This is a genomic window from Paraburkholderia sp. HP33-1 (genome assembly GCF_021390595.1).
GTDB lineage: Bacteria > Pseudomonadota > Gammaproteobacteria > Burkholderiales > Burkholderiaceae > Paraburkholderia.
Genome location: NZ_JAJEJR010000002.1, coordinates 356,620 through 370,155, shown reverse-complemented (window position 1 = coordinate 370,155; position 13,536 = coordinate 356,620). Strand labels below are relative to the sequence as shown.

The window sequence follows — 13,536 nt, the reverse complement described above, 5'->3', positions numbered from 1 at the left end:
CCGAAAGCAGAAACGACAATGGCGCCCGAAGGCGCCATTGTCGTACTTGCGGTTCTGATCGCGGTGGGAAAGCGCGCTTACCGCGTGGCTTCGATGGCCGCCGCAGCGCTCACCGCATCAGTCGCCCGCGTGGCTTCAGGCCAGCGAATCGACGATCGCGTTCAGCGTCGCGCTCGGGCGCATCGCCTTGCCGGTCAGCTCGACGCTCGGACGGTAGTAGCCGCCGATATTCACCGGCTTGCCCTGCGCCGCGCCGAGTTCCGCGACGATCTTCGCCTCGTTGTCGGCCATCGCCTTCGCGACGCCCGCGAACTGCGCCTGCAGCGCCGCGTCGTCGGTTTGCGCGGCCAGTGCTTCGGCCCAGTACATCGCGAGGTAGAAGTGGCTGCCGCGGTTGTCGATGCCGCCGACCTTGCGCGCCGGCGACTTGTCGTTGTCGAGGAACTTGCCGGTCGCCTGATCCAGCGTCTTCGCGAGAACCTGCGCCTTCGGGTTGTGGTACGTCGTGCCCAGATGCTCGAGCGACGCCGCCAGCGCCAGGAATTCACCGAGCGAATCCCAGCGCAGGAAGCCTTCCTCGACCAGTTGCTGCACGTGCTTCGGTGCCGAACCGCCCGCGCCCGTCTCGAACATGCCGCCACCGGCCATCAGCGGAACGATCGACAGCATCTTCGCGCTGGTGCCCAGTTCCATGATCGGGAACAGGTCGGTCAGGTAGTCGCGCAGCACGTTGCCGGTCACGGAGATCGTGTCCTTGCCCGCGCGGATGCGCTCGACCGAGAACTTCGTCGCTTCGACCGGCGTCATCACGCGGATGTCGAGACCGTTCGTGTCGTGATCCTTCAGGTACTGCTCGACCTTCTTGATGATCTGCGCATCGTGCGCGCGCGCCGCGTCGAGCCAGAACACAGCTGGCGTGTTGGTCGCGCGAGCGCGGTTCACCGCGAGCTTGACCCAGTCGCGGATCGGCGCGTCTTTGGTCTGGCACATACGGAAGATGTCGCCCTGCTCGACCGGCTGTTCCAGCAGCACCGCGCCGGCTTCGTCTGTCACGCGGACCACGCCGTTCGCCGGGATCTGGAACGTCTTGTCGTGTGAACCGTATTCTTCGGCGGCTTGCGCCATCAGGCCGACGTTCGGCACCGTGCCCATCGTGACCGGATCGAACGCGCCGTGCTTCTTGCAGTCCTCGATCACCGCCTGGTAGACACCGGCGTAGCAACGGTCCGGAATCACCGCCTTCGCGTCGTGCAGCGCGCCGTCGGCGCCCCACATCTTGCCCGACTCGCGGATCATCGCCGGCATCGATGCGTCGACGATCACGTCGCTCGGCACGTGCAGGCTCGTGATGCCCTTGTCCGAGTTGACCATCGCGAGCGGCGGACGCTGTTCGTACTGCGCCTTGATGTCGGCTTCGATCGCCGCGGCCGTTTCAGCCGGCAAATCTTTCAGACGCGCGTACAGATCGCCGATACCGTTGTTCGGGTTGAAGCCGACCTTGGCCAGCGCGTCCGCGTGCTTCGCGAGCACGTCCTTGTAGAACACCGACACCACGTGACCGAAGATGATCGGGTCCGAGACCTTCATCATCGTGGCCTTCAGGTGCACCGAGAACAGCACGCCGTTCGCCTTCGCGTCGGCGATCTGCGCTTCGATGAAGCTGCGCAGCGCGTTCTTGCTGAGCACCGACGCGTCGATGATTTCGCTTGCCAGCACCGGCGTCTTCGCCTTCAGGACCGTGGTCGTGCCGTCGGCGGCGGCCAGTTCGATCTTCACGCTACCGGCTTGCGCGACGAGCGCCGACTTCTCGCTGCCGTAGAAATCGCCGCCGTTCATGTGCGCGACATGCGACTTCGAGTCCGCGCTCCACGCGCCCATCTTGTGCGGATGCTTGCGCGCGTAATTCTTCACCGACAGCGGCGCACGGCGATCCGAGTTGCCTTCGCGCAGCACCGGGTTCACCGCGCTGCCCTTGATCTTGTCGTAGCGAGCCTTGACGTCCTTCTCGGCGTCGGTCGTCGCGACGTCCGGATACGCCGGCAGCTTGTAGCCCTGGTCGCGCAGCTCGGCGATCGCGGCCTTCAGTTGCGGCACCGACGCGCTGATGTTCGGCAGCTTGATGATGTTCGCTTCCGGGCGCGTGGTGAGTCCACCGAGCTCCGCCAGATCGTCGGAAGCCTTCTGTTCCGCGGTCAGGTAGTCCGGAAATGCGGCAATGATCCGGCCGGCGAGCGAGATGTCACGCGTTTCGACGAGCACGTCGGACGAGCGCGTGAACGCCTTGACGATCGGCAGCAGCGAGTACGTCGCCAGTGCGGGCGCTTCGTCGGTCAGGGTGTAGATGATCTTCGGCGGTGTGGACATGATTGATGCTTTGCTAGGGAGTGGTAGACAGAGCGTTGGCGGTCGTTGCCAGCGCAAATCGTGGCGCGACGGCGACGGCGTCGGTTCGGCACGACGCAACCCCGCGACCTTCGTTTTGCGACACGACCGAGAGTATATGCGCGTTTGCCACTAAATGTGACTAAACAAACAGGTCGCGAGACCCCGCTCAAAGGGGTCGAGCCCCGCCACATAAGGCTTTGCGGTCGATTGACCGGGTCTTAAGACAGATATCTTATAGAGGACTTGCGGCATCCTGTTTTTTGGTTAAATGCGAATCTCTCGCATTGACAAGTCACAAATAGCCACTACGCGGCGCGCGCTACGACGTCCTGCGCCGGCATCGTCGACGGACGGCGCACGAGCGTCCACAGCAGCGTCGCGCCGATCAGATCGCCAAAACCCAGCGCGACAAAGAACGGCGTATAGCCGATGCGGCTCACGAACCAGCCCATCGTCATCGTGAACGCGAAGTTGCCGAGCCCCGCGACGAGCGCGGCAAGTCCGGTCACCGTGCCGACTTCGCGGCGCGGGAACAGATCGGCCGACATCGAGATCACCGTGATCGACAGCGTCTGATGCGCGAAGCCGCCGAGGCACAGCAGGAACACCGCCATCGCCGGGTTGCGGACGAAGCCGACACCCGCCATGCCGATCATCAGGAATGCGGCCATCGTGAAGGCGATGCGCTTGCCGTTGACGATCGGCACGTCGAAGCGGCGCTTGAGCCACGCCGACAGGGGACCGCCGACCATGCAGCCGACATCGGCCGCGACGAACGGCAGCCACGCGGTCAGTGCGATCGCCTTCAGATCGAAGCCGCGCGCCTGGTAGAGGTAGAGCGGCATCCAGTAGACCAGCGTGCCCCACACCGGATCGGCGCAGAAACGCGGCAGCGCGATGCCCCAGAAATTGCGCTGTTTCAGGATCTCGAACACCTTCGGACCCGAGCCTGTCGCGGTGCGCAAGCTGGCTTCCTGCGTCGCGCCGATATAGCTCGCCTCCTCCTGCGACAACGCCGGATGACGGTCCGGATGGCGATACAGCAGCAGCCACAGCACGGCCCACGCGAGTCCCAGCCCACCGACGATCAGAAACGCGACATTCCAGCTGTAGTGCAGGATCGACCACGCAATCAGCGGCGGCGCGAGAATCGCGCCGGTCGACGTGCCGAGGTTGAACACCCCGGCAGCCGTGCCGCGCTCGTGCGACGGAAACCAGTACGCGGCCACGCGCATGCCGCCCGGAATGAACGAGGCTTCCACCAGCCCGAGCATGCCGCGCAGCACGAACAGCCCGACCCAGCCCGACGCGAAACCATGCGCCATGCAGATCAGCGACCAGGCGACGCCGCACAGCAGAAAACCCATGCGCAAGCCCACGCGATCCATCAGATAGCCGGTCAGCGGCGCGCCGATCGGATACATGACGAGAAACGCGCCCGTGATCCAGCCGTACTCGTGCGTCGAAATGTTCAGATGTTGCAGCACCGTCGGCGCGGCGACGCTCAGCGAACTGCGCGCGAGGTAGTTGGTGATCGTGCCGAGCGTGAGCAGCCCGATCATCCACCAGCGCAGTCCTTTTACCTTGGTAGTCATGGGTGACCTCGTGTCTCCGTTCGTCGCGTCGCCGCCCGCCGCGCGTCGAAGCGCACCGTGCTGTGCACGAATTCTTCGTGCGGCAGTTTGCCTGCCGCGTCCGGTTCCAGCCAGCGCAACTCGGCGGCGAGCCGTCCTTGCACCTGGGGTGCGCCGGTTAGTATAGGAAACCGTTATCCTTTCGCCAGCCGATTGCGCCTGCGTCGTTCATCGATGAAGGAACCCACCTCCATGAAGATCGTTTCCGTCCGCGTCACACCCATCGCCATCAGCGACCCGCCGCTCCTGAACGCGAGCGGCGTGCACGAACCATTCGCGCTGCGCTCGATCGTCGAGATCGAGGCCGACAACGGCCTGATCGGCCTCGGCGAAACCTATGGCGACAAGCCGGTGCTCGACGGGCTGCTACGGGTGAAGGACCGCCTCGCCGGGCTCAGCCCGTTCAATCTGAACGGCGCGGCACACGCGGTACGCGCGGCGCAGTCCCCGGACACGGCGCACGCAAACGCAGTGGAAATCGACCTTGCGCCCGGCTCGCAACTCGACAAGGCCGAGCAGAAGGTGTTCGGCGCGTTCGAAGTTGCTTTGCTCGATCTGCAGGCGCGCTCGCTCGGCGTGCCGCTGCATGAACTGCTCGGCGGCGCGGTGCGTCGCCAGGTGCCTTTTTCGGCGTACCTGTTCTTCAAGTTCGCGAGCGACGTCGATCCTTCGTATCGTCCCGACAGCTGGGGCGAGGCGCTCACGCCGGAGAGAATCGTCGGGCAGGCGCGCACGATGATCGATCGTTATGGCTTCGGCAGCATCAAGCTGAAGGCCGGTGCGCTGGAACCGGATATCGAGGTCGCGAGCCTGAAGGCGCTCAAGCGCGCCTTCCCGAATCACCCTTTGCGAATCGATCCGAACGCGAACTGGTCACTCGAAACATCAATCAGGATCGCCAAAGAACTGGCAGGCGATCTGGAGTACTACGAAGATCCGACGCCTGGCCTCGAAGGCATGGCGCAGTTACATCGCTCGACGGGCCTGCCGCTTGCGACCAACATGGTCGTCACCAGCATGGACGAGTTCCGTCGCAACGTCACGCTCAATGGCGCGCAGATCGTGCTGTCGGACCATCACTACTGGGGCGGACTGCGCGCGACGCAGACACTCGCAACGATGTGCGATACGTTCGGACTCGGCCTGTCGATGCATTCGAATTCGCACCTCGGCATCAGTCTGATGGCGATGTCGCATCTGGCAGCGGCGGTGCCGAACCTCACCTATGCGTGCGATACGCACTATCCGTGGCAGGAAGACGAAGTGCTCAAAGGCGGCAAGATCAAAATCGAAGGCGGCTGCGTGACGGTGACCGATGCGCCGGGGCTTGGCGTCGAACTCGATCGCGACGCACTGCGCGTGCTGCACGAGCGCTATCTGGAATGCGGCATTACGCAGCGCAACGACGCCGCGCAAATGCGCAAGCTGCGTCCCGGGTGGACGGCGAAGAAGCCGCGTTATTGATGTTGCGCCGTAGCGCCAACGCCAACGCCAACGCCTGCGCTGCGCGTTGCGGGCGCGGCGTTCGCCTTTACGCTTTCCGGCATAACCGATATTATTAAGAAATCACTGGAAAACGTTATCCTCTGCCGATGAAGAAGGGTGCCACCATTCGCGATGTCGCGGCCGCAGCGGGCGTGTCGGTCGCGACCGTTTCGAAGTACATGAATGGAACCCAGCGCTTTACTCCGGCCGTCGAAGCGCGGCTCAAGGCGACGATCGAGCAGCTCGGCTACCGTTCGAATCCGCTCGCGCGTTCGATGATCACCGGGCGCACGCGCACGATTGGTCTCGCGATTCTCGACATCCGCAATCCACATTTCACCAACATCGTGAAGGGCGCCAATCGCGTCGCGCTTCAACACGATTACACGCTGCTGCTCGTCGATACCGAAGAAAGCCAGGAGCGCGAAAAAACGCTGATCGAATCGCTCGCGCAACGCGTGGACGGCATGATCGTCAGCTCGCGCATGCCTGACGATTCGCTGCAATGGCTACTCGAAATCGGCAAACCGGTCGTGCTGTTCGGGCGCAACTCGCGCTTTCCGATTTCGAGCGTCGGCACCGACAGCAATCTTGCCGCCTATATGCTCGCGAACCATCTGGTCAAGCTCGGTCACAAGCGCATTGCGTATCTGGGCTTTGGCCGTTCGCGCTGGAACGACGAACGGATTCGCGGCATTCGCAGCTGCCTCGACGAACACGGGCTGCCGCTCCACATTCACGACGCACAGAGCCCGTCGGCCGCGGCCGGCGAGCGCGCCTGCTCGGGACTGATGCTCGGCCCGAAGCGTCCGGACGCCGTGATCTGCTACAACGACCTGATCGCGCTCGGCTTCATCAAGGAAGCGCGCGAACTGGGCTTCTCGTTGCCGCGCGATGTTTCGGTCGCCGGGTTCGATAATGTGCCGTATGGCGAGTACGCGTCGCCGGCGCTGACGTCGGTGGATTTTCAGAGCGAGAAGATGGGCGAACTCGCGATGACGAAGCTGATCGACAAACTGCACGGCAAGGGCGAAGAAAGCGCGAGTTATTCGATGCTTGATCCGCATCTGGTGGTGCGGGAGTCGACGCTCAGGCGGGGGGCGGGAGACGAGGCTGCGAGTGGGGATGCCCGCGCCCGCAAGAACGTGAGTCGGATGCCGACGCCGGAGTGATGCCGGCGCGCTGCGCGTGTCGGCTGGCGCAAGTCGGTCACTCGAACGACGCGCCAGCGGCCCGCAACGACAACCCGGTTTATGCCTGGCGCCCCAGGAACTCGACCACCATCCGGTTGAACTTGTCCGCATGCTCCCACTGCGCCCAATGCCCGCAGCGGCCGAACACATGCAGATCCGCGTTCGGCATACCGGCGACGAGTTTCAGACCGATATCCATCGGCACGAAGCGATCGTCGCGGCCCCAGATCACCAGCGTCGGCGCAACCACTTCGCCGAGGCGCGGACCGAAGTCATTGAACTGCTTCGGATTCGCAGCGAGGCTCGCGACGAAGTTCTCGAGGTGATCGCGGCGAGCCAGCATGTTCGCGAGCCGCGCCTGCATCAGGTCTTCGGTCAACGCCTTCGAGTCGAACACGAAGACGCTCATCATGCGCTGCAGGTTCTCGATGGTCGGGTTGCGGTACAGCCCTTGCAGCAGCTTGATGCCTTCGGTCGGCATCGGCATGAACTGGCTCGGGCCGCCCGTGCCGCCGCCCATCAACACGAGCTTGCCGACGCGTTGCGGCTCGGCGAGCGCGAACGCGACCGCGCTATGCCCGCCCATCGAATTGCCGATGATGTGCACACGTTCGATATCGAGCGCATCGAGCAGCGCCTTCAGGCAGCGTGCGTTGAGTTCCGAGCGCGATCCCTTGCAGACGATTGGATCGCTCTTGCCCCAGCCGAGGCAGTCCATCAGGATCACGCGATAACCGGCCGCGACGAGCGGCTCGACGTTGCGATTGAAGTTGGCCCAGCCGGTCGCGCCCGGTCCTGAACCGTGCAGCATCACGACCGTCTCGGCACCCTGCCCCACATCGTTGTAGTGGAGCTGCATCTCACGTCCGTCTTCTGTGATCCGGGCGAACCGGCTGGTTGCATCTTCCGTGACCGCCACTGCCTGCGTGTTCGTGTTGCTCATGTCGAATTCCTTTGTTTCAAAGGTCAAGTGATTGCGGGCCGCCGTCGACGGCCGAGTACCTGCGTTATGCGGAGAAAGTCGCGCGGACGCTGCCGAGACCGTCGATCTGCGTGCTGAAGGTGCCCGGCTGCGTGACCGCGACCATCGGGCCTAGAGCGCCCGTCATCAGCACGTCGCCGGCACGCAGGGGCGTGCCGAGCCGGACCATGCGGTCCGCGAGCCATGCGGCGGCGTTCAGCGGATTGCCGAGACACGCGGCGCCATTGCCGCGCGACAACACTTCCGAATCCTTTGAGAGCGTCATCGCGCAAGCCGCGAGATCGATGTCGCGCAGCAGTACGGGGCGGCTGCCGAGCACGAAGCGCGCGCTCGACGCGTTGTCCGCGACCGTATCGACGAAGCGGATGTTCCAGGCGTCGATCCGGCTGTCCACCACTTCGATCGCCGCGACCGCATAGGCGCTCGCGCGGATCAGATCGGCGTACGTGTGGCGCTCCTGCAGCAGATCGTGTTCGAGCACGAGCGCGATCTCCGCTTCAACCTTCGGCTGGATCAGTTCGTTAAGCGGAATCGGCTGGCTGTCGCCATACGCCATCGATGCGAACAGCGCGCCAAAGTCAGGTTGGTCGACGCCGAGTTGACGCTGCACCGCCGGTGACGTAAGCCCGATCTTGCGGCCGACGATACGCTCGCCCGCCGCGACGCGCGCGGCCACGTTGGCCTGTTGCACCGCATACGCAAGCTGCTCGGCATCGGCCGGGTTCGACAGTTCGGCGAAGCGCGCGTCGTCGCGCAACGGCGCGATTGTCTGACGCGTACGTTCCGACTCGCGCAGGCGCAGGGCCAGCGCGTCGGCATTGCTCTGAGTGTTCATAGCGGGTTCCTGATTGGGTTAGACGTGGGACATCACGGGTCGCGCGTGCATCGCGCCGAAGCCCGCGATCCATTCGGGGATCGGACGGTAGTAATCGAGCGACGCGTGATACGGGCCGCTTGCGTTCAGTGCGCCGAACGCGGCGATCCACGTGCGAATTTCGTGCGCGGACTTGCCGGCGTCGCGCGTGATCGCGTTGTTGGTCAGGCCGTCGAGCGCGGTAAGCTCGCCGTCTTCGAGCAGCTTGAGGAACGCGCGGTCCCATTCGGGATTGAGCGGATGCAGATGGCTGTCGCCCGCCGTGAAAGCGCGCGCCGCCGCGATCGTGCGCGCCTGACGCGCCGCGCGTGATTCGGCCGACGGATTGCGGCCGGCGATCAGACGCTCGGCGACTTCCTCGCTCGCGCCGGCCAGCTCCGGCACGGGCGGCTCGTGCGAGATGCCGCCCGAACCGATCACGAGCACGCGCTTATTCGAGCGTGCGAGCGCGCGGCCCAGTGCATCGCCGAGCAGACGTGCACGGCGGCACGAAGCCATCGGCGCCGCCACCGAATTGATAAACACCGGCACGACCGGATAACGATCAAGGCCGCCCGTCAGAATCTCGAGCGCCTGCGCGCAACCGTGATCGACCTGCATCCGGTGCGACAGCGCGACGTCGACGTCGCTCGCGAGCACCGCTTCGGCGAGCTCGAGCGCGGTATCGGCGGGCACGTCGAGCGGACCGGCGAGGCTCTTGAAGTCACCGATCGCGCTCGCCGATGCGCCGATGCAGAACGGCGGCATCACGTCATAGAAGAAGCCGTTGTAGTGGTCGGGCGCGAACACGACGACCAGTTCGGGATCGAACTCGGCGACGCGCGCACGCGCCGCCGCATGCACGCGCTCCACTTCCGCGACGACTTCGGGCGCGGGATCGTAGTAGCCGTGCAAGGGCGTGTGCGACAGACATTCAAGCAACATCGGCATGTCAGATTCCGGCTGTTTCAGTGGTTAAGCAAGTGCCGACGCCATCAGGCGCGAACGCCGCTTCGAGATGCAGCTTCTGCGCGAGCTCGGCGATCAGTTGCGACACTTGCTGCGGCGAGCCCATGCCCGCGACGAAGCGATCGGGGCGCAACAGAACGACCGATTCAGGCACGCGCGCAAACCAGTCCTTCAACCGTGTGTTCACATCGCCGATTGCGATTACGTCCTCGGGCACGTCGTCATGGAAAGACAATTGCGTGTCCGGCTTCGCGACTACGAAGCAGCCGCCGAGCCGCTGCCAGATCGCACGCGCTTCCTCCGACAAACCGAAGGTCGGCTCCGCGCCCCAGCCGACAATCGCGAAGCGGTTGCCGAGCACGTCGTCGAGCCGCACGACGTTGCCGCTCACCGTGCGTACGCGCGGCTGAATGAACATGCGGCCGACTGGCGAATGACAGTGCGGGTCGCGTCCATACACGAGGCGGCCAAGCCGCGACTCGCGCTTCTCGCTCATCAGACCGAGCAGACGACCCGGCGCCGAATGGCCCGAGCGTTCGAGCACGCGAGCGAGCCAGCCATGCTTGCGCGGCGTGCGTGCGAGCAGTACGACGCCGCTTTCATAGCGCGGCATCGGCTTGAAACGCATCTCGACGAAGTAGCGCTTGACCGCCGGAAACCAGTTGAACGTGCGCACGAATGCGTCGCGAAACTTGATGCCGAAACGGCTCGTCGGCGCGAAGATGTCGCCCGCGACTTCAGAGAGGTGAATCATCGAGCGCGCATGCGAACGACGCTCGGCGGTGTAGGTATCGAGCAGCGCATCGCCGGCAACACCCTTGACCACCATCGCGAGTTTCCAGCCGAGGTTGCTCGCGTCGCGAATACCGCTGTTGTAGCCCTGGCCCTGCCACACCGGCATGATGTGGGCGGCGTCGCCGGCGAGCAGCACGCGGTTCACGCGGAAGCTGCTCGCGAGCCGCGCGTTGTGCGTATAGACGCGCTTGCGGATGTAGTCGACCTTCTCCGGATCGGCGACGACCTTGCGGATCAGCGCCGCCATATTCTCGGGCTTCGACAACTCTTCCTCGGTCTCGCCGGGCATCACCATGAATTCGAAGCGGCGAATACCGTGCGGCAATGCGGCCGACACATACGGGCGCCGCGAATCGCAGTGCAGGTACACGTGCGGCGAGCCGATCGGGTCATTGCGTACGTCGACGACGATCCACTGATTCGGCTTCGTACGGCCTTCGAACGGCACGTCGAGCGTACGGCGCACGAAACTGTTGCCGCCGTCCGCGCCCACCATGTACGACGCACGGATCGTGCGGCTGCCGCCCTGCACGTCTTCGGTTTCGATCGTGACGCCGCTGCCGTCCTGGGTGAACGAATTGACCGTATGGCCGAACAGCACCTCGACGTGCGCGAAGCGCTGCAGGCCTTCGTACAACACCTGATCGGCCAGCGGTTGAATGAACGCGTTGCGGCGCGACCAGCCGAATTCGTCGGTGCGCGGTTCGATCGATGCGAAGCAATGACCCTTGCTCGTAAAGCGCATCCAGTGATCGGGGGTGGTGTGCGGCAGCAATGCATCGGCGAGGCCGACGGACTGAAACACGCGCAATGCTTCATCATCCAGACCGATTGCGCGCGGATAGTCGATGATCTTGTCGAGCTTTTCGATCAGCACGACGCGAACGCCCTGCAGGCCGAGATAGTTGGCAATCATCAGACCGACAGGGCCGGCGCCGATGATCGCAACGTCGGTGGTGACGGTTCCGCTGTGGCCTTCGATGGCCACCGTGTCGCGCGGTTGGGGCATGTTGTCTCCTTGTGTCGACCAGTGTCAGTGGATCGAGATAATCAGGAGCGCAAAGGCGGGAACCGGCCGTCGCCACGGCGAGAATATCGCCAGCGGACAACCGCTTGCGTCTCCATGAAATCGTTGATTTGCTGGCAGTCTAGGGCCGCCCCCTCCGCACGCTCAACAAAATCTGGAAATTGTGCATAGAATGCACATAGTTGATTTAATTGGGGTTTTACGTGACCAAATACACGAATGTACGAGGTCTGTCGCGTGGATTGCAGGTGCTGCAGGCGCTCAACTCGATGGACAGCGGCCGCGCGACGAGCCAGCAGATCAGCGAGCTGACCGGCCTGCATCGCACCACCGCGCGGCGGCTGCTCGAAACGTTGATGGAGGAAGGCTTCGTGCGGCGCAGCGCGTCGGACGACAGCTTCCGGCTCACGCTGAAGGTCCGCGCGCTGAGCGAAGGCTTTACGGACGATGAACGGATTGCGACCATCGCGCCGCCGGTCATGGGGCGTCTGCTGCAACGTGTCGCGTGGCCGTCCGATCTGACCACGCCCGACGGCGACGCGATGATCATCCGCGAGACCACGCATCGCTTCAGTCCGTTGTCGTTTCATCGTGCGATGGTCGGCCGGCGTCTGCCGATGCTGCTAACCGCGGCGGGCCGTGCGTACTTCGCGATGTGCCCCGACGAAGAGCGCGAGGACATCCTTGATCTGCTGCGCGCGGGCGCGGGCGGCGAGGAGCAGAAGGCGCTCGCATCGAACGACGCGTTGATCCGCAGCCTGGTTCGGCGCGTGCGCGCGGATGGGTTCGGTTCGAATCACGGCGACTGGGCGGACCAGGGCAAGATCGGTGCGGTCGCCGTCGCGATCGTGTTCGAGGAGCGTGTGCTCGCTAGCCTGAACGTGGTGTTCCTGTCGCGCGCGGTGTCGCTCGCGGAAGCGAAACGGCGCTATGTACCCGAGTTGCAGACGGCCGCACGCGAGATGGTCGAGGAGCTTGCGGCGGAGTCTTAAGAAATTCATCCATTACAGCAACTTTCAATTCAAACCTTAACAGCGACTTAAGGCCCACTGAAAATAGAAAAAATATAGTTCTCAAGCACTCTCGAACGACGCCGATAGACAGAGCGCAGTACCCGTTTTTAACCAGGAGAAAAAATGTCTATACAGGCAGTGAGCCAAAGCACGGCAGGGTCGACAGGCTCGGCCGCCGCGTCGAGCTCGGGATCCGCATCGAAAGTGTCCACATCCAGCACGAGCGGTTCATCGTCGGCAGGATCGACGAGCGGCACCGCCTCGGCGTCATCGGTCGTCAGCATTAGCAGCGCGGCGCGCGCCCTGCTCGCTGAAGCCACCGAAACGTCGGTTCAAACCGCGCAGGAAGCGGCAAAGGGCGATCAACAGGCTCAACGTCTGCTCGCGAAGGAAACGGCGGCCAAGGCCGGTTAACTACGCCAACCAGTCTGCGGCGTAAAAGCAGACCGCCGCGCCGAACTGGCGGCGGTCTTTTCAGCAATTTCAGCTCGCGGCAAATGCTTCGCGCGGTTCTTCCTCGCGCAGAATATAGCCGAGCCCGCGCAGCGTCATGATCTTTGCAGTAGATGCCGCGAGATGCTTGCGCAGCCGGTGAATATAGATATCGATCGCATCGGCGCTCGGCTCTTCGTCGAGCGTAAAGATCTTGTCCATCAGCGTGGCTTTGGAAACGGTCTTGCCCTGCTTCAGCATCAGCGCTTCGAGGATCGCGTGTTCGCGGCGGCGCAACGGCATGCGTTCGTCCTGCAGCACGAATTCTCGCGAATCGAACAGATAGCGCAGATTGCCGCATTCGATCGACTGCCCTCTGTCGCCGGACACCTGCCGGCGAATCAGCGCCTTGATGCGGGCCACCAGTTCGCGCGCATCGAAGGGCTTGACGACATAATCGTCGGCACCGGCCGAAAAGCAGGCCACCTTGTCGTCGGTCGAGCCATTCGCGGTCAGCATCAGCACCGGCACGTTATCGCGCTTGCGGCGCAATCTCGCGAGTAACTCCTTGCCGCCGATGCCGGGCAGGCGCATATCGAGCAGCACCGCGTCATAGCATTGCAGACCGAGCAGCGTCTGCGCACTTTCGCCGCTCTGCGCCCAGTCAATCGAGAATTGCTCGACCTGCATCAGGTTCATCACCCAGCGCGCGAGGTCGGCGTCGTCTTCCACGAGCAGCAGTTTCATCGTTGTCCTTTCGATTGCGAG

At 63.8% G+C, this 13,536-nt stretch carries 11 protein-coding genes; 3 read left to right on the top strand and 8 right to left on the bottom strand.

What is annotated here, in order from left to right; all coding sequences use genetic code 11:
• Positions 1-135 precede the first annotated feature (135 nt).
• Entirely contained in the window at positions 136-2,364 is a 2,229-nt protein-coding gene (locus tag L0U81_RS17675; RefSeq protein WP_233804839.1) for an NADP-dependent isocitrate dehydrogenase, read from the bottom strand.
• A 326-nt stretch (positions 2,365-2,690) separates the two neighbouring features.
• The gene (locus L0U81_RS17670; RefSeq protein WP_233804838.1) at positions 2,691-3,980 is read right to left on the bottom strand and encodes an MFS transporter; all 1,290 of its coding nucleotides are present in this window, start codon (positions 3,978-3,980) and stop codon (positions 2,691-2,693) included.
• Between the two features lie 231 nt (positions 3,981-4,211).
• On the opposite strand from L0U81_RS17670, the gene L0U81_RS17665 reads away from it, so the two are divergent.
• Entirely contained in the window at positions 4,212-5,483 is a 1,272-nt protein-coding gene (locus L0U81_RS17665) for a glucarate dehydratase family protein (RefSeq protein ID WP_233804837.1), read from the top strand.
• A gap of 128 nt (positions 5,484-5,611) precedes the next feature.
• Positions 5,612-6,676 carry a LacI family DNA-binding transcriptional regulator gene (locus L0U81_RS17660; RefSeq protein WP_233804836.1) on the top strand — a complete coding sequence of 355 codons (1,065 nt, stop codon included), beginning with the start codon at positions 5,612-5,614 and terminating at the stop codon, positions 6,674-6,676.
• Between the two features lie 79 nt (positions 6,677-6,755).
• On the opposite strand, the gene L0U81_RS17655 is transcribed toward L0U81_RS17660, so the two are convergent.
• The 4 genes from L0U81_RS17655 to L0U81_RS17640 form a co-directional block, all read right to left on the bottom strand.
• Positions 6,756-7,640, bottom strand: a complete 885-nt coding sequence (locus L0U81_RS17655; protein WP_233804835.1) for an alpha/beta fold hydrolase — start codon at positions 7,638-7,640, stop codon at positions 6,756-6,758.
• Between the two features lie 64 nt (positions 7,641-7,704).
• Positions 7,705-8,514 carry a 2-keto-4-pentenoate hydratase gene (locus L0U81_RS17650; protein WP_233804834.1) on the bottom strand — a complete coding sequence of 270 codons (810 nt, stop codon included), beginning with the start codon at positions 8,512-8,514 and terminating at the stop codon, positions 7,705-7,707.
• Between the two features lie 18 nt (positions 8,515-8,532).
• On the bottom strand, positions 8,533-9,483 hold the full coding sequence (locus L0U81_RS17645; protein ID WP_233804833.1) for a 3-carboxyethylcatechol 2,3-dioxygenase: 951 nt from the start codon (positions 9,481-9,483) through the stop codon (positions 8,533-8,535).
• Between the two features lies 1 nt (position 9,484).
• On the bottom strand, positions 9,485-11,305 hold the full coding sequence (locus L0U81_RS17640; RefSeq protein ID WP_233804832.1) for a bifunctional 3-(3-hydroxy-phenyl)propionate/3-hydroxycinnamic acid hydroxylase: 1,821 nt from the start codon (positions 11,303-11,305) through the stop codon (positions 9,485-9,487).
• Between the two features lie 221 nt (positions 11,306-11,526).
• On the opposite strand from L0U81_RS17640, the gene L0U81_RS17635 reads away from it, so the two are divergent.
• The gene (locus L0U81_RS17635) at positions 11,527-12,315 is read left to right on the top strand and encodes a DNA-binding transcriptional regulator (RefSeq protein WP_233804831.1); all 789 of its coding nucleotides are present in this window, start codon (positions 11,527-11,529) and stop codon (positions 12,313-12,315) included.
• A 128-nt stretch (positions 12,316-12,443) separates the two neighbouring features.
• Here the strand turns inward: L0U81_RS17635 and L0U81_RS17630 are convergent, their stop codons facing one another.
• On the bottom strand, positions 12,444-12,620 hold the full coding sequence (locus L0U81_RS17630; protein ID WP_233804830.1) for a hypothetical protein: 177 nt from the start codon (positions 12,618-12,620) through the stop codon (positions 12,444-12,446).
• 199 nt (positions 12,621-12,819) lie between these two features.
• Positions 12,820-13,515 (bottom strand): response regulator transcription factor, encoded by a 696-nt coding sequence (locus L0U81_RS17625; protein ID WP_233804829.1) that lies wholly within the window; start codon positions 13,513-13,515, stop codon positions 12,820-12,822.
• Positions 13,516-13,536 lie beyond the last annotated feature (21 nt).